The sequence below is a fragment of the Flavobacterium sp. CF108 genome, from assembly GCF_900129795.1.
In the GTDB taxonomy this organism is placed as follows: Bacteria; Bacteroidota; Bacteroidia; order Flavobacteriales; family Flavobacteriaceae; genus Flavobacterium.
Map to the genome: position 1 here is coordinate 786,945 of NZ_FQWW01000001.1, position 20,895 is coordinate 807,839.

16 protein-coding genes are annotated in these 20,895 nt (G+C 33.2%); 8 read left to right on the plus strand and 8 right to left on the minus strand.

All coding sequences use genetic code 11. The annotated features are described in order from the left end of the window. Positions 1-29: 29 nt before the first annotated feature. The 5 genes from BUE10_RS03475 (at position 30) to BUE10_RS03495 (ending at position 6,059) form a co-directional block, all read left to right on the plus strand. The gene (locus BUE10_RS03475) at positions 30-1,424 is read left to right on the plus strand and encodes a tetratricopeptide repeat protein (protein ID WP_073482362.1); all 1,395 of its coding nucleotides are present in this window, start codon (positions 30-32) and stop codon (positions 1,422-1,424) included. A gap of 2 nt (positions 1,425-1,426) precedes the next feature. Continuing rightward, positions 1,427-2,176, plus strand: a complete 750-nt coding sequence (locus BUE10_RS03480) for a shikimate dehydrogenase family protein (RefSeq protein WP_073482364.1) — start codon at positions 1,427-1,429, stop codon at positions 2,174-2,176. A gap of 65 nt (positions 2,177-2,241) precedes the next feature. Beyond that, positions 2,242-3,006 carry a lipid A phosphoethanolamine transferase gene (locus BUE10_RS03485; protein ID WP_073482366.1) on the plus strand — a complete coding sequence of 255 codons (765 nt, stop codon included), beginning with the start codon at positions 2,242-2,244 and terminating at the stop codon, positions 3,004-3,006. A 246-nt stretch (positions 3,007-3,252) separates the two neighbouring features. Then, positions 3,253-5,247, plus strand: a complete 1,995-nt coding sequence (locus BUE10_RS03490) for a DUF349 domain-containing protein (protein ID WP_073482368.1) — start codon at positions 3,253-3,255, stop codon at positions 5,245-5,247. Positions 5,248-5,639: 392 nt separating this feature from the next. Next, entirely contained in the window at positions 5,640-6,059 is a 420-nt protein-coding gene (locus BUE10_RS03495) for an OsmC family protein (protein WP_073482369.1), read from the plus strand. Between the two features lie 73 nt (positions 6,060-6,132). Here BUE10_RS03495 and BUE10_RS03500 read toward each other — a convergent pair whose 3' ends face one another. Both BUE10_RS03500 and gyrA read right to left on the minus strand, forming a co-directional pair. After that, positions 6,133-7,404 carry a tetratricopeptide repeat protein gene (locus BUE10_RS03500; RefSeq protein ID WP_073482371.1) on the minus strand — a complete coding sequence of 424 codons (1,272 nt, stop codon included), beginning with the start codon at positions 7,402-7,404 and terminating at the stop codon, positions 6,133-6,135. Positions 7,405-7,448: 44 nt separating this feature from the next. After that, the gene (gene gyrA, locus BUE10_RS03505; RefSeq protein WP_073482373.1) at positions 7,449-10,088 is read right to left on the minus strand and encodes a DNA gyrase subunit A; all 2,640 of its coding nucleotides are present in this window, start codon (positions 10,086-10,088) and stop codon (positions 7,449-7,451) included. 258 nt (positions 10,089-10,346) lie between these two features. Between gyrA and BUE10_RS03510 the strand changes: the two genes are divergently transcribed. The 3 genes from BUE10_RS03510 to BUE10_RS03520 all read left to right on the plus strand — a co-directional run bounded on the left by BUE10_RS03510 (position 10,347) and on the right by BUE10_RS03520 (position 15,019). Then, positions 10,347-12,893: an ATP-dependent Clp protease ATP-binding subunit gene (locus BUE10_RS03510; protein WP_073482375.1), complete on the plus strand. Its 2,547-nt coding sequence runs from the start codon at positions 10,347-10,349 to the stop codon at positions 12,891-12,893. 140 nt (positions 12,894-13,033) lie between these two features. Then, positions 13,034-14,404 carry a 30S ribosomal protein S6--L-glutamate ligase gene (rimK, locus tag BUE10_RS03515; protein WP_073482377.1) on the plus strand — a complete coding sequence of 457 codons (1,371 nt, stop codon included), beginning with the start codon at positions 13,034-13,036 and terminating at the stop codon, positions 14,402-14,404. Between the two features lie 93 nt (positions 14,405-14,497). After that, complete coding sequence (locus tag BUE10_RS03520) at positions 14,498-15,019, plus strand: DUF421 domain-containing protein (protein WP_073482378.1); 522 nt, start codon at positions 14,498-14,500, stop codon at positions 15,017-15,019. Positions 15,020-15,042: 23 nt separating this feature from the next. Here BUE10_RS03520 and BUE10_RS03525 read toward each other — a convergent pair whose 3' ends face one another. The 6 genes from BUE10_RS03525 to hutH all read right to left on the minus strand — a co-directional run bounded on the left by BUE10_RS03525 (position 15,043) and on the right by hutH (position 20,815). Then, on the minus strand, positions 15,043-15,549 hold the full coding sequence (locus BUE10_RS03525) for a hypothetical protein (RefSeq protein WP_073482380.1): 507 nt from the start codon (positions 15,547-15,549) through the stop codon (positions 15,043-15,045). Positions 15,550-15,769: 220 nt separating this feature from the next. Further along, the gene (locus tag BUE10_RS03530; RefSeq protein WP_143187732.1) at positions 15,770-16,657 is read right to left on the minus strand and encodes an IS3 family transposase; all 888 of its coding nucleotides are present in this window, start codon (positions 16,655-16,657) and stop codon (positions 15,770-15,772) included. Beyond that, positions 16,603-17,121, minus strand: coding sequence for a transposase (locus BUE10_RS03535; RefSeq protein WP_073482383.1), 519 nt, complete (start codon positions 17,119-17,121; stop codon positions 16,603-16,605). Before BUE10_RS03535 ends, BUE10_RS03530 begins: the two co-directional genes overlap by 55 nt. Positions 17,122-17,233: 112 nt before the next feature. Continuing rightward, positions 17,234-18,577 carry an inorganic phosphate transporter gene (locus BUE10_RS03540; RefSeq protein WP_073482385.1) on the minus strand — a complete coding sequence of 448 codons (1,344 nt, stop codon included), beginning with the start codon at positions 18,575-18,577 and terminating at the stop codon, positions 17,234-17,236. 30 nt (positions 18,578-18,607) lie between these two features. Then, positions 18,608-19,252: a DUF47 domain-containing protein gene (locus BUE10_RS03545; protein ID WP_073482387.1), complete on the minus strand. Its 645-nt coding sequence runs from the start codon at positions 19,250-19,252 to the stop codon at positions 18,608-18,610. Positions 19,253-19,300: 48 nt separating this feature from the next. Then, complete coding sequence (gene hutH, locus BUE10_RS03550) at positions 19,301-20,815, minus strand: histidine ammonia-lyase (protein ID WP_073482389.1); 1,515 nt, start codon at positions 20,813-20,815, stop codon at positions 19,301-19,303. Between the last annotated feature and the right edge of the window lie 80 nt (positions 20,816-20,895).

Consider the following 20,895-nt stretch of genomic DNA (forward strand, 5'->3'; position numbering starts at 1 on the left):
TAACAGGCTAATTTCAAATAAAACAAAGTATGCAATTAAGCAACGAAGAAGAAGATTATAACCTATCCTTATCGAAATTTGAGTCGATGTTAAAAACTAACAAAGTACTCTTTTTTGATTCTGAAGAATTTGAAGAAATCATTCTTCATTATTTAGATATAGGCAAGGCTAATTTAGCAAAAAAGGCCTTAAAACTTGCATTAGACCAACATCCAAAATCTACAGGCTTAAAATTAGTACAAGTAGAAATGCTGGTTTACGAAGACAAACTTGAAATTGCTGAAAAGCTTTTAAACGAGTTGTATGCAATCGAACCAAACAACGAGGAAATTTATATCCAAAAAGCAAATATTTGTTCTAAAAGAGATCAACACGAAAAAGCAGTAGAATTACTTAAAATTGCCCTGCAATATACTGATGACTACGCCGACGTGTACAACTTGATTGGAATGGAATATCTTTTTATGGATAATCTTGAACTGGCAAAAGAAAGTTTCATCAAATGTCTTGAGGAAGATTTAGAAGATCAATCTGCCTTATATAACGTGGTTTACTGTTTTGAATTTTTAGATCAAAACCAGGAAGCTATTGTTTATCTGAACGACTACATCAACAAAAACCCATACAGCGAAATTGCATGGCACCAGCTTGGAAGACTGCATTATGGCGTAAAAGAATACGAAAATGCCATTCGTGCTTTTGATTATGCAACCCTAATCGACGATGAGTTTTTAGGTGCATTTATGGAAAAAGCAAAAGCTTACGAGCGTCTTAAAAAATACAATGAAGCGATTGAAAGCTATAATCGTACCATTGAATTAGACGACGCAACATCGTATGCTTTACTTCGTATTGGTAAATGTTATGAAAAATTAGGAAATGCTGTAAAAGCACTTCAATATTATAACCAAACTGTGCACGAAGATCCGCTTTTAGATAAAGGCTGGATTGCGATTACAGATTTTCATGTTCGCCAAAAGAACTTTCAAAAAGCCTTATTTTTTGTCAATAAAGCATTAGCAATCGACAATCAAAATCGTTTGTATTGGAAACGCTACGCAACGATCAATAAACAAATGAACTTTTTTGAAGAAGCTGAATTTGGATACAGAAAAGCGGTTGAGTTTGGAGATTATGCCCTTGATACCTGGTTGTATTGGGTTGATATTCTTCAATTTTTAGGAGAATTTGAAAGTGCTATTCAAACCTTGCTTCAGGCATCAGAATATTTTCCGGAAGAAAACGAAATCGAATATCGTTTGGCAGGATTATATTTTATGATTCAGGACAATACAAAAGCAAAATTCCACTTAAGCAACGGACTTCGTTTAAACTTTGATAATTATATTCTTATCGAAGATTTATTTCCGGTTGTATGGACAAAGAAAACAGTTAAAAATTATATCGAAAAACATAGAAAATAATAATGATTGATATTTTAAAAAGGCGTTTTGGCTTATTGGGCCGTAATATTAGTTACTCATTTTCAAAAGGTTATTTTACAGAAAAATTTAACGACGAAATTTTCGCAGGCAACAGCTACGAAAACTTCGACATTGCTGAAATTAACCACTTTACCGGATTATTGAAAAACAATCCAGATTTGAAAGGTTTAAATGTTACGATTCCTTATAAAGAGCAGGTAATTCCTTTTTTAGATAAACTATCAAAAAAAGCAGCTTTAATTGGTGCTGTAAATACTATTAAGTTTACCAAAAAAGGAAAACTAAAAGGTTACAACACCGATTATTATGGCTTTAAAAAATCATTAAAACCGTTATTAGAACCGCATCATAAAAAGGCATTGATTCTTGGTACAGGCGGCGCTTCAAAAGGTGTTGCTTTTGCGCTTGATGAACTTGGTATTCTTTATACTTTTGTTTCTAGGGAAGCAAAAGAAAACATCATTGATTACAATTTAATCAACGCTACAACTTTTGATAACTTTCAAATCATAATCAATTGTACGCCAGTTGGCACAAGCCCTAACATAGAAGCTTGTCCTGATCTTCCTTACGAGTTTTTTACAGAAAAACACATCGCATACGATTTGATTTACAATCCTGCAGAAACTCAATTTCTTAAAAATGCTAAAGAAAGAGGTGCTGTAATTAAAAACGGATATGATATGCTTATTTTTCAGGCAGAGAAAGCCTGGAAAATCTGGAACAAATAAAAAAATACAGAATGTAGGAAATTAAAGTAATTTTTGTAAATTAGTCTACTCATTTGTAGACAATTATGAAAAAATCAATACTTTACTTCTGTATTTTATTTTTTATTTCACTTATTTCCGCAGCACAGCAGGATTCTCAAAGTACTACTCAGACTTCTAATAATCCATATACAGAAGCCCGATATCATTATTATCTAAAAACGATTCTGCTTTTTAATGAATATTTAGATACTGATACTGGTTCATTTAATACTACACAGCTTCGATTTTTACATCCCATTGCCAATAAAGCATGGAATTTAAGAGTCGATCTTCCTTTAATTTCTACTAATACTTCTTCTGAAAATAAAACCGGAATTGGAGATGTTGGCGTCGGAATCAGCTATATCCCGTACTTGGAACATAAAAACGGCGGAGTCGCTTTTCGAGCCCGGGTCATATCAAATTCGGCCGTTGATCCTGCTTTAGGATCAGGAAAATGGGTCTTTGCCCCTGCGATTTTCTATGGAAAATATTTAGTCATGAATAAGTTTTTATGGATAACCTCCTTAGAAAATCAATCTAGTTTTGCCGGATCAAGCAACAGAAGTGACATCAATACAACATCTTTTGAAAATTACTTTATGTATATTTTTGGAAAAAACTGGTTTGCTGCCGATGCTGCGTTTAGATACAATAATACAAATAAGGGTTTTCCTAATAATGCTTTTGTAGAATTTGGCCGAAAAATAACAGCAAATGATATGGCATATATTCATCCAAGTGTTGCTTTTGGAAATCACAAGTCTTATAATTGGGGAATTGAAGTTGGAATGCTGATTTTATTTTAATCAGGAATCAACAAAAGTTTCTATCTAAAATCATTAGTTTAACTTCAATCTTCTAAAAATAATGGGAAATTGAAACTTTTATTTCCTTCAAACAATTTATAAAAATTAACATATCAACGGTGTAAATGATAGTAAAGAATAAGAATTTCATCGTAAAATACAGCATAAACAAACGATTTATTTTGTAGTTAGAAACACCTTTACTATCTTTCGCTCTGTTTAAAGTAAAAACCTTATACATTTAAAATGTTAGAAGAAAAGAATGATAACCTGCAAGAAGCAGACGGAAAGTTAGGAATCGATATTAGTGATTCTACACAAGATGATACAGTTGAAGCTGCAGAACCTGAAACAGTAACTGAAACTACTCTTTCAAATCCTGAAAATGAAGTTGAAGAAACGGCTGAAATTGAAGAAACTGATCATCAAAGTGCATTAGATGCCATAACAAATTCAAACGCCGAAGAAAGTGAAGATGAAACACTAAAAGAGCGTCATGATATTCCTATGAAGGATTATGACACTTTTTCTTTGGATGCACTGGTAGACGAGCTTAAAAAAATGGTTAATATAGACAAAACAATGTCTGTAAAAGATCATATTGAGGAAATCAAAAAATCATTTTTACTACAATACAACCATCTTATAGAGGAAAAAAGAGAAGAATTTAATGCTTCAAAAGAAGATCCAAATGAAGAATTTGAATATCATTCTCCTTTAAAATCTAAGTTTGATGAATATTACAATATTTTTAGAGAGAAAAGAAATGCTCACTTTAAACATTTACAGACTAATCTAAAATCTAATTTAGAAAACCGTCTTGCTATAGTTGAGGAATTAAAAGAACTTATAAATCCGCAGGCAAATATAAAAGACACTCTTAAGCATTTTAATGATTTGAGAGAAAGATGGAAAAATGCCGGAGCAATTCCAAAAGACAAATACAATCATGTTTGGAACAACTACCATTTTCACGTAGAAAATTTTTATGATTATCTGCATTTAGATCGTGAAGCAAGAGATTTAGATTTTAAACATAATTTAGAGCAAAAGCAAAAAATTATTGCAAGAGTTGAAGAACTTGTAAACGAAAGCGATATAAGTAAAGCGTTTCGTGAATTACAGGATTTACACCGACTTTGGAAAGAAGATATTGGTCCGGTTTCTAAAGAACACCGTGATTCTATCTGGAATAAATTTAGCGAACTAACTAAAAAAATTCACGATAAAAGAGAGGTTTTGTTCGAAAGTCAAAGAGCTAACGAACAGCAAAATCTTGAAGCTAAAAAAGATATCATTTCTAAAATCGAGGTTTTAGGAACTGAAAAAGTAAACTCGCACTCGCAATGGCTTGTTCAGATTCAAAAAGTTGAAGCTTTAAGAAATGAGTTTTTTGCTGCCGGAAAAGTTCCTTCTGAAGTAAATGAAGAAACCTGGGCTTCGTTTAAAACAGCTGTTAGAAATTTCAATGCCTTTAAAAATTCGTTTTATAAAGACATCAAGAAAGATCAAAATGATAATTTAAATAAAAAAATGGCTCTTGTAGCTAAAGCCAAAGAATTGCAGGAAAGTACAGATTTTGGTTCTACTACTCCAATCATGAAACAAATTCAGGAAGAGTGGAAACAGATTGGCCATGTTCCTAAAAAATATTCAGACAAAATCTGGAAAGAATTTAAAGATGCGTGTAATCATTATTTCGATAAATTAAAAGAACACAAATCAGAAGAAAATGCTGATGAGGTTGGAGCTTTTGATAACAAAAAAGCATACTTAGATATTTTAAGAGCTTATCAGTTAACAGGCGATCACAAAACAGATCTTGATGCTATAAAACAGCATATTGAAATCTGGAAAGGTTACGGAAAAGTACCTTTTTCAAGACGTCATATTGAAGGTAAATTCAATAAAATTTTAGATGCACTTTTTGAAAAACTAAGTTTAAGCAAAAAAGAATCTGAAATGATGCGTTTCTCTAATAGAATTGATTCGCTATCAGACAGTAACGATACAAGAAAATTAGATAATGAAAAGATTTTCATTATGCGTAAAATTGAAGAAGTTCAAAATGAAATTTTCCAGTTAGAAAATAACATTCAGTTCTTCACCAATACTAAAAATGCTAAAAAAGAGAATTCAATTGTTACGGAAGTACGTAAAAACATTGCTATTCACAAAGAAAGCCTTGATGTATGGAAAGATAAATTGAAACAACTAAGAAACTTAAATCAGCCGGAATAATTATCAGGTTGAGCGAAGTCGAACCATTTAAACATAAAAGGTGTAATGAGATTCATTGCACCTTTTTTTGTGCTCATTTTTTAACGCAAAGACCGCAAAGGTTTTTTATTAAGGAATGTATAAAAACATAAGTTCGCAAAGCTGTTGTCAAGACAAAGCTTTGCGAACTTTGTATACTAGTATAAAAACAAAAAACTTTGCAAACTTTGCGCAAATCCTTAGCGTTCTTTGCGTTAAACCCCCAATCCAACTTTCAACGAAAAACCTAAAACTTAACATTCTCATTAAATTTCGTAAAACCATTCTGCAAAATATTGATTATATTTGAGTTACCACTATAATTAACAATCAAACAAATAACATTTAATACTAATTTTTAAATTAAGAAGAATATGAAATTTACAAGAAAAGCAAATGCCAACTGGAAAGGAACCGGCATGGAAGGAAAAGGAACTATAAGTACACAAAGTACCACATTAGATAACGCACAATTGTCTTTTAAAACAAGATTTGCAGACGGAGTTGGAACAAACCCTGAAGAATTAGTTGCAGCAGCGCATTCTGGCTGTTTTACAATGCAGTTAAGTTTTTTACTTAACGAAGGAGGTTTTACTGCAGATGATTTATCTACAGAAGCTACAGTAACTTTTGAAGACGGGACTATAACTTTAATTCATTTAGATTTAAAAGGAAAAGTACCTTCTATATCTGCAGAAGAATTTGAAAAAACGGCTGCAAAAGCAAAAGAAATCTGTCCTATTTCAAAACTTTTAAATACAACTATAACTTTATCTGCAACATTAGTGAGTTAAGTTATTTTCAAAGCATAAAAAAACCATCCCGTTTTTACAGGATGGTTTTTTTTATATAATGAAATGACTAATATTAGTTCATTGTCGCTTTTAAAGCTTTTGCCTCAGCAGTCATTTCTAATGCTTTATAAACCCCTAATAATGTTTTAGCAACATCTTGGTTTTTAGGGTCTAATTCATTTGCTTTTTTAAGGTAAGGAATAACACCTTTAAAAACGCCTTCTCTTTGTGCTTTTAAAACGTCGTAACGTTTCATATCTTTTGCAGAAGTACCCAATTTATTCATTTCATCAATAATTGGTTTTTCAGCTTCTAATTTTAACGCAGCAAGGTTAAGGTATGCATTAGTATAGTTTGGATTGATTTCGATAGCTTTTAAATAGTATTTCTCAGCGTCAGCCTCATTTTTTGCATTTGCGCTTAATACTCCTAAGTTAAATACTAAATCAGCATTGTTTGGATCTTTTTGTAATGCTTCACCAACTAATTTTTTATACTGATCGTAATCTTTTGTTTCAAGGTATAAATTAGCTTCTGTAAGAATCAAAGAGCTGTCATCTGGATTTGTTTTTCTAGCGTCAGCAATTGCTTGTTTAGCATCTTCGATTTTTCCTTTTTGAACTAAAATCAATGCTAAGTTTTTGTAGATTTCTCCTCTTTTTGAAGGAATAGCTTCTGTTTTAGGTTTTTCGTGAGTCCCTAATTTTACAGCTAAATCTCTTTCTTTTGCATTAGCAAAGTTATCTTCATTTCCACTTGCCTTATTCGTAGCTAAGTATAAAGTTCCTTTTCCAGAAAAGTTTAATTTTTTTAACTCTTCATACATTGGAAGTGCTGTATCAAAATCCTGAGCATTTACAGCTGTAGATGCTGCATAGTAAAGATTGATAGTATCTTTTTTATCTAACTGATAAGCATCATATAATTTTTTAGCACCGTCAGAATGTTTATTTGCCTGAGTATCTGCAATAGCTGAATTAATCAACAAACCTTTGATATTTGTAATCGAAGCCGCTGCCTGAGTTGAATATTTCTGTTTTCCAGAAGCATTTTCAACATCAATTAATTTTTTGTAGCTGTCAGCAGCTGCAGTAAGGTTTTTACTTTCTTCAACCTTTTTAGTTGCAAGGTCTAAATAAGCATTTCCTTGTACAAAATAATATTGAGCCTGCTCAGTATCTTTTGCATTCACTATTGAGTTCTCTGCATCTTTTAGCTGCGCAAGTGCTCCTTGTGCATCACCGCTTTTCAATGCTTTTTCAGCATTTTTAATTTGATCTTTTTGAGCAAATGTAGCTACAGAAATCAGTAATGCTGACGCTAGTATAACATATTTACTTTTCATAATGTTCAATTTGTATATTTATTAATTTTCTTGTGGTTTTATCTCTATTCTTCAGATTCTTCCTCTTCAGAGTCGTCTTCGTCTTCCACTACATCATCAGTGTCATCGTCGTCATCTTCAGCCGTTCCGTCATCTTCAAGAACTTCTAAATCCGGCTTAACTCTTTCAATTACAGATTCAACAACATTACCATCTTCATCTACAATAACTTCTTCTGCATCGTCTTTCATAACTTTTGTAACGGCAGCGATAGAATCTTTTCCTTTTAGGTTAATCAATCTAACACCTTGAGTAGCACGTCCCATAACACGTAAATCCTCAATTGCCATTCTAATTGTTAATCCAGATTTGTTGATGATCATTAAATCATCAGAATCTGTAACGGCATTAATTGAAATTAATTTTCCTGTTTTCTCCGTGATATTAAGAGTTTTAACCCCTTTACCTCCACGGTTTGTAATTCTGTACACATCTTCTCCATCGTCATCAACTAATTTGGTACGTTTTCCGTATCCGTTTTCAGTTACAACTAATATTTGAGAATCAGCAACATCATTTTTACCAACAGTAACCATACCAATTACTTCATCAGTATCATCTTTTAAAGAAATTCCACGAACTCCAGAAGCTGTTCTTCCCATCGGACGTGTTTTTGTTTCTTCAAAACGAACTAATTTACCAGACTTAACTGCCAGAATAATTTGGCTTTCTCCGTCAGTTAATTTAGCTTCAAGTAATTCATCCCCTTCTTTAATTGTAATAGCGGCAACTCCATTTACACGAGGTTTAGAATATTTCTCTAAAGAAGTTTTCTTAACCTGTCCTTGTTTCGTAACCATTACAAGGTTATGCGTATTGATATAATCTTTGTCTTTTAAATCTTGTGTACAAATAAAAGCTTTTACTTTATCGTCGCTTTCAATGTTTACTAAGTTTTGAATTGCCCTGCCTTTTGCCGTTTTGCTTCCCTCTGGAATTTCGTAAACACGCATCCAGAAACATTTTCCTTTTTGGGTAAAGAACATCATATATTGGTGGTTTGTCGCAACGAACATATGTTCAAGGAAATCCTGATCTCTTGTTCCGGCGCTTTTTTGACCAACCCCGCCTCTATTTTGAGTTTTATATTCTGTTAAGTTTGTACGTTTGATATAACCTGCATGCGAAATTGTAATAACCACATTTTCATCAGCAATCAAATCTTCGATACTTACATCTCCACCAGAATATTCAATTGTAGAACGACGAGCATCTCCATATTTCTCACGAATTTCTTCAAGTTCTTCTTTAATCAAGTTAGTTCTTAAATTAACGTCTGCTAATAAAGCTTTTAAGTGTTCAATTAATTTCATTAATTCTTCAAACTCAGCTCTTAACTTATCCTGCTCCAGACCTGTTAACTGACGTAAACGCATTTCAACAATGGCACGAGCCTGAATATCTGACAAACTGAATCTTTCGATTAATTTTTCACGAGCTTCTTCTGTATTTTTAGAACCTCTAATAATAGCAATTACTTCATCAATATTATCAGAAGCAATAATTAATCCTTCTAAGATATGTGCTCTTTCTTCAGCTTTACGTAATTCAAATTGCGTTCTACGAACTACAACATCATGACGGTGCTCAATAAAGTAGTGAATCATATCTTTTAGATTCAACATTTGAGGACGTCCTTTTACAAGTGCAATATTGTTTACACTAAAAGAAGATTGTAATGATGTGAATTTATATAAGGTATTCAATACTACATTTGGTGTAGCATCACGTTTTAAGATATAAACGATACGCATACCGTTTCTATCAGACTCGTCACGAATATTGGCAATACCTTCAATTTTTTTATCATTAACTAAATCAGCCGTACGTTTGATCATTTCGGCTTTGTTAACCTGATATGGAATCTCGGTAACAATAATACATTCTCTTCCGTCAACTTCTTCAAAACCAACTTTAGCACGCATAACAATACGTCCTCTACCAGTTTTAAAAGCTTCACGAACGCCTTCATAACCGTATATTACACCACCGGTTGGAAAATCCGGAGCTTTAATATGTGTCATTAATTCGTCAACTTCGATATCATTATTATCAAGATACGCTAATGTTCCGTTGATAACTTCTGTTAAATTGTGCGGCGGCATATTAGTTGCCATACCTACTGCAATACCCGTTGCTCCATTCACTAATAAGGTAGGAACTCTAGTAGGCATTACTTTTGGCTCATATAAAGTATCGTCAAAGTTTAATTGAAAGTCAACTGTTTCTTTTTCGATGTCTGCCATAATATCTTCAGATATTTTGCGCATTCTCGCCTCAGTATAACGCATTGCTGCCGGACTGTCACCATCGACAGAACCAAAGTTACCCTGACCGTCAACTAATAAATATCGCATACTCCACTCTTGAGCCATACGAACCATTGCATCATAAACAGAGGTATCACCGTGTGGGTGATACTTACCTAAAACCTCCCCTACAATTCTCGCAGATTTTTTGTGGGCAGATCTTGAAGTTACACCTAAATCATACATTCCGTAAAGAACTCTTCGATGCACTGGTTTCAAGCCATCTCTAACATCAGGAAGCGCTCTCGATACAATTACTGACATCGAATAATCGATGTAAGCTGATTTCATTTCATCTTCAATGTTAATAGGAATTAACTTTTCTCCTTCAGACATAAGTTGTTATGTTTTAATAATTACATTAGTTTCAAAGCGTGCCAAGATACGTTTTTTTAAAATTTTTTCAGCTATTTCCTTACACTTATTTAAATGATTTATTAACAACTTTATTTTAGCTTTTAGTTAATAAATTAAGCGTTTTTTAACGCTTTTATTGTTATTTTTTTTGTCAATTAGCTGACAGTAGTTCTCGATGGGTATGGTTTTTGTTTTTCAAACTGTAATTCATTAAATTTACAATACCAATTATATATTATGGATGATAATTTTTCACCAAGAGTAAAAGATGTTATTACATACAGTAAGGAAGAAGCCCTTCGTTTAGGACACGACTTTATTGGTACTGAGCATCTAATGCTGGGCATTTTAAGAGATGGTAACGGAAAAGCTATTCATATACTTAATAACCTAGCAGTCGATTTAGATCATTTACGCAGGAAGGTAGAAATACTGAGTCCAGCCAACCAGAGCGTTGAGGTAAATGCCGAAAAGAAAAACCTTCATCTGACCCGACAGGCCGAAAGGGCACTGAAGACCACTTTTCTAGAAGCTAAAGTATTTCAAAGTTCGTCGATTAGCACAGCTCACTTGCTTTTATGTATCTTACGAAACGAAAACGATCCAACAACCAAGCTGTTGAATAAGCTAAAAATAGATTATGACATAGCTAAAGAACAATATTTAAACATGACGCCAAACGAAGAAGAATTCTTAGAAAACTTGCCAAGAAACGAATCGTACAATGACGATTCAGGACAAGATGACAGTCTAAAGGAAAGTAGTTTTAATAATCCAGCCAATAAGTCAAACAAAAAATCTAAAACGCCGGTTCTAGATAATTTTGGGAGAGATTTAACAGAAATGGCGGAAGAAGGAAAACTAGATCCTGTAGTAGGACGCGAAAAAGAAATTGAACGCGTTTCTCAAATATTAAGCCGAAGAAAAAAGAACAATCCGCTTCTTATTGGAGAACCCGGAGTTGGTAAATCTGCTATTGCAGAAGGACTTGCTTTGCGCATTATCCAGAAGAAAGTATCACGTATTCTTTTTCACAAACGTGTTGTAACACTGGATTTGGCAAGTTTAGTTGCCGGAACAAAATACAGAGGCCAGTTTGAAGAAAGAATGAAAGCCGTAATGAACGAGCTTGAAAAAAACGATGACATTATTCTTTTTATTGACGAAATCCACACTATTGTAGGAGCTGGAGGAGCAACTGGTTCACTTGATGCCTCAAATATGTTCAAACCTGCATTAGCAAGAGGAGAAATACAATGTATTGGTGCTACAACTCTTGATGAGTACAGACAATATATTGAAAAAGATGGTGCTTTAGAAAGACGTTTCCAAAAAGTAATTGTTGAACCAACTTCTGTTGAAGAAACAATCGCGATTTTGAACAACGTAAAAGACAAATACGAAGACCACCACAATGTTACATATACGCAGGAAGCAATTGAAGCTTGTGTTAAATTAACAAACAGATATATGTCTGAGCGTTTCTTACCAGACAAAGCTATTGATGCTATGGATGAAGCCGGATCTCGTGTACACATTACTAATATTGATGTTCCAAAACAAATATTGGATTTAGAACGTCAGTTAGAAGAAGTTCGCGAAATGAAAAACATGGTAGTTAAAAAACAAAAATATGAAGAAGCTGCCAAACTTCGCGATGATGAAAAACGCATCGAAAAAGATCTAGCTGTTGCACAAGAACAATGGGAAGAAGATTCTAAAAACAACAGAATTGAAGTTACAGAAGATAATGTAGCTGATGTTGTTTCGATGATGACCGGAATCCCGGTAAACAGAATTGCACAAACAGAAAGCAACAAATTAGCACAATTACCTGAATTGATTCAGAATAAAGTAATTGGTCAAAATGAAGCTGTTCTTAAAATTGCACGTTCTATTCAACGTAACAGAGCCGGACTTAAAGACCCTAATAAACCAATTGGTTCATTCATTTTCTTAGGTCAGACTGGAGTTGGTAAAACACAATTAGCTAAAGTTTTAGCAAAAGAATTATTCGATTCTGAAGATGCGTTAGTTCGTATTGACATGAGCGAATACATGGAAAAATTTGCTATTTCTCGTTTAGTTGGTGCGCCTCCGGGATACGTAGGTTACGAAGAAGGCGGTCAATTAACTGAAAAAGTTCGCAGAAAACCATATTGCGTTGTACTTTTAGACGAGATCGAAAAAGCGCATCCAGATGTGTTTAATATGATGCTGCAAGTTTTAGATGATGGATATTTAACAGATAGTTTAGGTCGTAAAATTGACTTTAAAAACACTATTATTATCATGACATCTAATGTTGGAGCTCGTCAGTTAAAAGACTTCGGACAAGGTGTTGGATTCGGAACTGCTGCAAAAGTGGCCCAAGCTGATGAAAACTCAAAAAGCATTATCGAAAATGCTTTGAAAAAAACCTTTGCTCCTGAATTCTTAAACAGAATTGATGACGTAATCGTGTTCAATGCATTAGAAAAAGGTGATATTGATTTGATTATCGAAATCGAATTGAAAAAACTATATTCTCGTATTGCTGAGTTAGGTTACAAACTAACATTAACAGACAAAGCAAAAGCATTTATTGCAGAAAAAGGCTTTGACAGACAATTTGGTGCAAGACCGCTAAAAAGAGCAATTCAGAAATATGTTGAAGATTTATTGGCTGAAGAGATTATCACTTCGAAAATACATTCGGGCGATGAAATCATGATGGATCTAAAAGATGATTCACAAGAACTTTCGGTAGAAATTCACAAAGCCGAAGAGCCGACAAATCAATAAATTAGTCAAAATTTATAACATAAATAACCTACCCGTTACGTTTTCATAACTTAACGGGTATTTTTTTTGGATAATTTACTATCTTTAGTAAAAGCAAATAGCTATTTTTGAATTTAAATTCTATAATTAAAAAACAAAGTATGCTTCAAAACAAAGTCATTTTAGGCAGCGAAGAATGGTGCGCATTTCCAGAACTAGGAATCCCAACAATTAAGGCTCGTGTGGATTCTGGTGCCAAAACTTCGGCAATGCACGCTATTAACATAGCTCCTTTTATAAAAAATGATGCTAATTGGGTTAAGTTTGACATTAATCCAATTCAAAATAATATCAAAACCATCATTCATTGCGAAGCTCCGCTGGTTGATAAAAGAATTGTAAAAAGTTCAAGCGGTTTTAGAGAACACCGTTATGTAATTCAGACCAATATTAGAATTGGCGATTCAAAATGGCCAATCGAAATGACTTTGACCAATCGTGATTCAATGGGTTTCCGTATGCTTTTAGGACGCGAAGCCATGAGCGGACGTGTATTGGTTGATCCGGAAGAAAAATACTTACTTGGACAGCCTACAAGTGAAGCTTTAAAAGAATTATATCAAAACTCAGAAAAAGCAAGCTCTGGTTTACGAATTGGCCTTTTAGCCAGTAATCCAGAATTATACAGTAATAAAAGAATCATGGAAGCCGGCGAAATGCGCGGTCATGAAATGCATTTTTTGAACATCAAAGAATGCTACATGAAACTTGACGCTAAAACTCCGGAGATTCATTACAGAGGTGGAAAAATCTTAAATCAGTTTGATGCTATTATTCCTCGAATTCGACCAAGTATTACTTTTTACGGCTGTGCTTTAACACGTCAGTTTGAAGCATTAAAGGTTTTCGTTTTAAACTCAGCTACAGCCATAACACAATCAAGAGATAAATTATATTCTTTGCAATTGTTATTAAATAGTGGTATTGATATCCCAACAACTGGTTTTGCCAATTCTCCGCTGGATACAGACGATTTAATTAAGATGGTTGGAGGTTCTCCTCTAATTGTCAAGTTATTAGAAGGAACGCAAGGAAAAGGGGTTGTTTTGGCCGAAACTAAAAAAGCAGCAGAAAGTGTTATCAATGCTTTTAAAAGTTTAAATGCCAATATTTTAGTTCAGGAATTCATCAAAGAAGCAAACGGAAAAGATATTCGCTGTTTTGTAATTGACGGAAAAGTGGTTGCTGCCATTCAGCGTGAAGCAATGCCAGGCGAGTTTAGAGCTAATATCCACCTTGGTGGAACAGCATCTGTAATCAAAGTAACTGCCGAAGAGAAAAAGATCGCTATTAAGGCCGCAAAAGCAATGGATTTAAAAGTAGCAGGCGTTGATATTATTCGTTCTTCAAAAGGGCCATTATTATTGGAAGTAAACTCTTCACCGGGTCTTGAAGGAATCGAAGGCGCAACAAATAAAGATATTGCCGGAGAAATGATAAAAGCTATTGAAAAGAATTTTAAACTTAGTTAAGTTCATTTAAACTTAATATCACATAAATAATTTAGCAGCTTTGTCAAAGTTTAAAACTTTGACAAAGCTTTTTTTAACTTTAAAATAAAAAATATGCTTTTCCCCTATTTAGATATTATTTTAAGAAGCGTTGCTGTCTATTTTTTTATGACAATTGCTCTGCGCATTTTCGGAAAAAAAGAACTTTCGCAACTAAATACTGCTGATATTATTCTGATTTTATTAATTAGTAACTCCGTTCAAAATGCAATGGTTGGTCCAGACACCAGTCTTTTGGGAGGTTTGGTTGCTGCACTAGTTTTATTTGTAATCAACTTTATTATCAAAAAACTGACCCATAAATACAAAATTTTTAGTGATTTGTTATTAGACAAACCCGAAGTATTAATTCACGATGGAAAACTTGATTTTAAAGCCTTAAGCAAATTAGATATTTCTGATGAAGAATTAAAAGAAGCCATGAGAGAACACGGAATCGAATTTTTTAAAAATGTAAAATTGGCAATGTTAGAGATTGACGGCACAATCAGCATAATTTCTGAAGATCAGGAAAAGCTAAAACAAACGCATTATAAACGAAAACACAATCACAAAAGCCTGCAGAATTTTAATTAAAGAGAAACAAAAAACTTTATTTCTTACTTCTTAAAAGGAATTTTTGATTTACCATAAAATGGCAAGAGTAAATCCTCATCTGCAAATCTGCCGTCTAAATCATATCTCATAGGTGTTTTTACTAACAGAGTGCTAAAATTTCCTTCGACATCTATATAAATCTTTTTCATATAATATCTTTCAGAAGAAATTAAGCAGTCATTTATTGCAAATAACATTTTTTTTCGGGAAGACTTTTGGATTCCCATAATATCAGTAACCTTAGCAATTACTAAAATAGTATCGTTTCTCTCTACCGTATAATATTTTAGCTTATTTGTATCTATCCCTTTCAAAGACCTATTAACAGATTCTTTTATAAAACAGGAAATTACATCTGATTCTTCATTTGGATTGCTGGTCACTTTTTTTTGATCTACTTTCAAGCGAATTTTTCTTACATCATCCTCTTTTTTACAAGCGAAAAGTAAAAAAAATACAAGTAAAAAAAATAGCTGCGAAAATTTATTGTTTTTGAAGATGTGTGTCAATTGGAATTAGCAGTTTTTAAAACTCATTTCAATCTATTATACTTTAGAAAATGAATTTATATGTTTAATAATGCTGCAAATATCAATTTATAAAATATTGAGAATAACTGCTAAAAATCAAAAAAATAGCACTTACAGACATTTTTCCATTTATAAATTAACCGCAATAAAAAAGCCGATTTCAAATAGACTGCACCCAAAATTTTAGACAAATTTATAATTAAGTTTGGTAATAATGAGTTCGATATTGTATCGGGCTCATTTTGTTTAAATTTGATTTAATTCTTTCGTTATTGTAATAGATTATATATCTATTAATTTCTTTTTTTAATTGTTCTATTGATTTGAATTTTTGGGTATAAAACATTTCAGATTTTAATATTCCAAAGAAGTTTTCAATAATTGCATTATCTAGGCAGTTTCCTTTTCTTGACATGCTTTGTTTGATTCCTTTTTGTTTTAATAAATGCTGGTAATGGCTCATCTGGTACTGCCAGCCCTGGTCAGAATGAAGTATTAAATTTGTATTATCCGGTATTTTTCTAAAGGCTTTTTTCAGCATCATAACTACTTGATTGAACACTGGTCTTTCTGTGAGTTCATAGCTGATTATTTCCCCGTTAAACAAGTCAATTACTGGTGATAAATATAATTTGTTTCCCCCTACGCTGAACTCTGTGATATCGGTTGCCCATTTTTGATTTGGAGCTTGTGCTTTAAAATTTCGCTCTAATATATTTGGAGCTATTTTACCATTTTCACCTTTATAAGATTTATACTTTTTTATTCTAATAATACTTTTCAGTCCTAATAGATTCATTAATCTGAGAACTGTTTTATGATTGATAAGCAATCCTCTGTTTTGCAGTTCATCGGTTATCCTTCTATAGCCATAACGCCCTTTATGCTTTTGATAAATGACTTTAATCAGTTCTTTAGTTTCTTTATATTTATCAGGTGATTTACTTTGTTTTTGATGATAATAAAAACTGCTGCGCGCCATATTTGCTAGGTTCAGAAGTAATTCCAAACCAAATTTATGCCTTAATTCGTTTATGGCTTTGGATTTTTCCTGGCTTGAATTAAGGCTTGAAGCTTTTTTAGCAATTCATTCTCACAGCGAAGTTTTTCATTCTCTTTTAGTAGTTCCTGCTCTCTTGTCAAGGGCTTGTCTGATTTGCGTTTTTTGCCTCTATTATCACTCATCGATATGGGTCTGCCTCTTTGTTTTGGTTTTAATCCTGTTAGTCCAAAGTTAGCAAAATCTTTTTTCCATTTTAAAATCATGGAAATATTGGGAATATTAAATCGTATGCCAGCCTGCATCAAGGAAAGGAATTCCGTTTCTATGCTTTTGAGTACTTTTAACTTAAATTCGGCTGAATAGCTTTGATTAATTCGTGGCAATAACCCAATTTTACCATATGTCTTATAAAAACTGACCCACTTACGAATATTCCATCTTGAAGTCTGCTTCAATTTTGAAACATGTTCAGATGAATAATGCTTATTTAAAACCAATTCTACACATTCTAATTTAAATGCATAGTCATACTTTGTTTTTCTTTCCATAAAAAATGCCCCAAATAGTGTCTAACTTTTTGGGGCATGTTCAATTTTGAAATCGGCTTTTTTATTATGTTGACAAAATGCAATTTACATCTTACATTTTACATTAATCATTTTACGAAATAAACAAACTTAGTATAAAATAAACCAAACCTGCTAATAATGCTGAAATTGGAATAGTTAAAATCCAAGCCCAGATTAAGCTTACTGTAACTCCCCAGCGAACTGCAGAAACACGTTTTGTTAATCCAACACCAATTATAGATCCTGTAATAGTATGCGTTGTACTTACCGGAATTTTTAAATGCTCCGTAAAGTAAAGCGTTAAGGCTCCAGCAGTTTCTGCAGCAACACCTTCAAACGAACTTACTTTTGTAATTTTAGAACCCATTGTTTTTACAATTTTCCATCCACCACTTAAAGTTCCAGCAGCAATTGCAGAATAACATGCTAAAGGAATCCATCCCGGCATTACTCCTTTTATTCCTGTGTCATCATTTGGCAGTACAACATTTAACCATGAATCCATGTGAACTCCAGGATTTGTATTGATATAAACCGCTACAGCAGCAGCAATAATACCCATTACTTTTTGAGAGTCATTTCCTCCGTGGCCTAAACTGAAAGCTGCAGAAGATAATAACTGCATTTTTTTCAAAGCAGCGTCGGCCTGATGAAGATTTAAACTGCTAAATATCAAACAAAATGCACTTACTGTTAAGATAATAAAGGCTACCAAAAACCATTTAATATTATGAGGATCAAAAGCTACGCTCCAAAAATGAGAATCAAAACGAGGTTTTCCATGCTCTAAAATTTTTTCATAAGGAACCATTTGTGCATAGACAAACCAAACTGTTCCAATCATTAAAGCCACAGTAAATACTTTTGGCCAAATACTTTTACGAGAAGCATTTAAAAGCCAAATCGAAATTAAATATGAAGCCAAAGCTCCTAATAAAGGCGCTAAAACAATAAAAGCAATAATGATAAGAACTCCAGAAGGCATTCCGCCATCTTTTCCGGCTTTGTACCAGCTTACAATTTCGTACCAATAATGTGTTGCTCCGTCTTCTCCAACATAACCAGAAAAACCATGAACTGCAATAGCATGCGCAACCGCTGCTCCGGCAAAACCTCCAATTAATGTATGAGAAGAACTTGAAGGAATTCCTAACCACCAAGTCAATAAATTCCAGCAAATTGCTGCAATAACCCCGGCAAGAATTACAACCAGGTTAATTTCCATTGTGTGCGCTGTTTTTGCAACAGTATCTGCAACACCAAATCCGAAAACCCAATAAGCTAAAAAGTTAAAAAATGCTGCCCAAAGAACGGCCTGAAAAGGCGTTAAAACCTTTGTAGCAACAACAGTCGCTATAGCATTTGCCGCATCATGAAAACCATTGATGTAATCAAAAATTAAGGCTAATACTATAATTAATAAAAGTAGCGTCATAAAATTATAACTTCAGAATGAAAGATTGAATTAAGAATGTTTTACAGAAATAGATTCTAGTATGTTTGCAACACTCTTACATTTGTCTGTTGCTGATTCTAAAACAGATAACACTTCTTTATATTTAATAATATTTTTAGCATCTGTTTCGTTTTCAAAAATTTCAAAAACTGCTTTGTTATATACATTATCAGATTTGTTTTCCAGTTTATTAATTCTGGCACAAGCATCTTTAATGATTTTAAAATTCTGTAAATTTCTTAACTCTTTTACAGCACTGTCAATATTTTGACAAGCCTCAAGGTTAATTTCTGTCATTCTTCTGATCGATTTTGTAATCTTATCAACCTGATACAATCTCATACGGCTTGCTGCACCATGAAGATAATCAGCAACGTTATCAATAGAAGTAATTAATGTATGAATATCCTCTCTGTCAAATGGAGTGATAAAATTTCTGCTCAATTCCAAATTGGTTTGACGTGTAATGTCCTCCCCTTTTTGCTCTAATTCGTCAATCTTTTGAAAAAGAATTTCTCTTTCTTTTAATGGAAGGTTTACCGCTTCGTGTAAATTAGAAGCTAATTCAATTAAATTGCTTGAAGCCTCTTCAAAAAGTGGAAAGAATTTCTTGTCTTTCGGCACTAAAAATTGGAAAATACTGTTTATTGACATTTTTATATTTTTGATACGGCAAAATTACTTCAATAATATTTTACAATGTTAAGCCATTGTTAACAAATCGTTTTCTATTTGGAAACTCCCCAGAAACGATACGGTATTCTCAATATCATAGTGTAAGATTCTGTCTTCTTTAACCAGCGGTACAACCTCTCTGTAACTGCTTAAAAACATCTCGATAAAATCACTTGATTTTAATGGTTCTCTGTAAGCAATTGCCTGAGAAGCGTTTAATAATTCTATTGCTAAAATACGCTCTAAATTATCTAAAACACGTAAAGCTTTTGTAGCTCCGTTTGCTCCCATGCTCACATGATCTTCTTGTCCGTTGCTCGAAACAATACTGTCAACACTTGCCGGAGTCGCTAATTGTTTGTTTTGACTAGCAATACTTGCCGCCGTATATTGCGGAATCATGAAACCAGAATTTAATCCCGGATTGTCAACCAAAAATGCCGGAAGATTACGTAAACCAGAAATTAACTGATAGGTTCTTCTTTCAGAAATACTTCCTAATTCTGCCAAAGCAATGGCCATAAAATCTAAAGCCAAAGCCAAAGGCTGTCCGTGGAAATTTCCGCCAGAAATAATCTGATCGGCTTCAATAAATATATTTGGATTATCTGTAACCGAATTAATTTCAGTTTTAAATACCTTTCTAACATAATCAATAGCATCTTTTGAAGCGCCGTGAACCTGCGGCATACAACGGAAAGAATACGGATCCTGAACATGTTTCTTTTCCTGAACGATAATTTCGCTTCCATCCAAAAATTCAGTAATTCGCTGTGCCGTTACAATCTGCCCTTTATGCGGACGTATATAATGTATCAATTCGTTGAATGGCTCAATTCTGCCATCAAAACCTTCCAAAGAAATAGTTCCGATTAAATCTGCCAAGTATGAATATTTATACGCTTTAATTAAAATGTGAGCTCCATAAGCACTCATAAACTGTGTTCCGTTTAACAAAGCCAAACCTTCTTTTGACTGTAAAACAATTGGTTCCCAGTTAAAATGTTTTAAAACTTCTGCAGAAGCCACTTTTTTACCTTCAAAATAAACTTCTCCTTCTCCAATTAAGGGTAAAGACAAATGAGCCAGCGGCGCTAAATCTCCCGAAGCTCCAAGTGAACCCTGCGTGTAAATTACCGGTAAAATATCATTATTGTAAAAATCAACCAAACGGTTTAAAGTAATCAATTGTACTCCAGAATGTCCGTAGCTTAAAGATTGGATTTTAAGCAAAAGCATCATTTTTACAATTTCTGCCGGAACTTCTTCACCAGTTCCGCAAGCATGCGATTTTACTAAATTTTCCTGAAGTTTTGATAAATTCTCATTAGAGATTTTTACACTATAAAGCGATCCAAAACCAGTATTGATTCCATAAATTGGTGTCGTAAGTGATGCCATTTTTTTATCTAAATAATCACGGCATTTTTGAACATTTACTTTAGCTTCCTCAGATAACTCAAGTGCTTTATCATTTACTAAAATTTCCTGTAAAGTTTCCAGCGTTATAGTTTCAGTACTTATATAATGAATATCTCTCATGACATTTTTAAATTTAAGGTGTCAAAATTCAACAAATCAATATTAAAAAGCAACATTTTATCACAATAATTAAAATTTCC

Excerpts from the sequence above, each read along its gene's own strand:
- BUE10_RS03475 (WP_073482362.1), top strand. The coding sequence starts at position 30 with ATGCAATTAAGCAACGAAGAAGAAGATTATAACCTATCCTTATCGAAA.
- BUE10_RS03480 (WP_073482364.1), top strand. The coding sequence starts at position 1,427 with ATGATTGATATTTTAAAAAGGCGTTTTGGCTTATTGGGCCGTAATATT.
- BUE10_RS03485 (WP_073482366.1), top strand. The coding sequence starts at position 2,242 with ATGAAAAAATCAATACTTTACTTCTGTATTTTATTTTTTATTTCACTT.
- BUE10_RS03490 (WP_073482368.1), top strand. The coding sequence starts at position 3,253 with ATGTTAGAAGAAAAGAATGATAACCTGCAAGAAGCAGACGGAAAGTTA.
- BUE10_RS03495 (WP_073482369.1), top strand. The coding sequence starts at position 5,640 with ATGAAATTTACAAGAAAAGCAAATGCCAACTGGAAAGGAACCGGCATG.
- BUE10_RS03500 (WP_073482371.1), bottom strand. The coding sequence starts at position 7,404 with ATGAAAAGTAAATATGTTATACTAGCGTCAGCATTACTGATTTCTGTA.
- gyrA (WP_073482373.1), bottom strand. The coding sequence starts at position 10,088 with ATGTCTGAAGGAGAAAAGTTAATTCCTATTAACATTGAAGATGAAATG.
- BUE10_RS03510 (WP_073482375.1), top strand. The coding sequence starts at position 10,347 with ATGGATGATAATTTTTCACCAAGAGTAAAAGATGTTATTACATACAGT.
- rimK (WP_073482377.1), top strand. The coding sequence starts at position 13,034 with ATGCTTCAAAACAAAGTCATTTTAGGCAGCGAAGAATGGTGCGCATTT.
- BUE10_RS03520 (WP_073482378.1), top strand. The coding sequence starts at position 14,498 with ATGCTTTTCCCCTATTTAGATATTATTTTAAGAAGCGTTGCTGTCTAT.
- BUE10_RS03535 (WP_073482383.1), bottom strand. The coding sequence starts at position 17,121 with ATGGAAAGAAAAACAAAGTATGACTATGCATTTAAATTAGAATGTGTA.
- BUE10_RS03540 (WP_073482385.1), bottom strand. The coding sequence starts at position 18,577 with ATGACGCTACTTTTATTAATTATAGTATTAGCCTTAATTTTTGATTAC.
- BUE10_RS03545 (WP_073482387.1), bottom strand. The coding sequence starts at position 19,252 with ATGTCAATAAACAGTATTTTCCAATTTTTAGTGCCGAAAGACAAGAAA.
- hutH (WP_073482389.1), bottom strand. The coding sequence starts at position 20,815 with ATGAGAGATATTCATTATATAAGTACTGAAACTATAACGCTGGAAACT.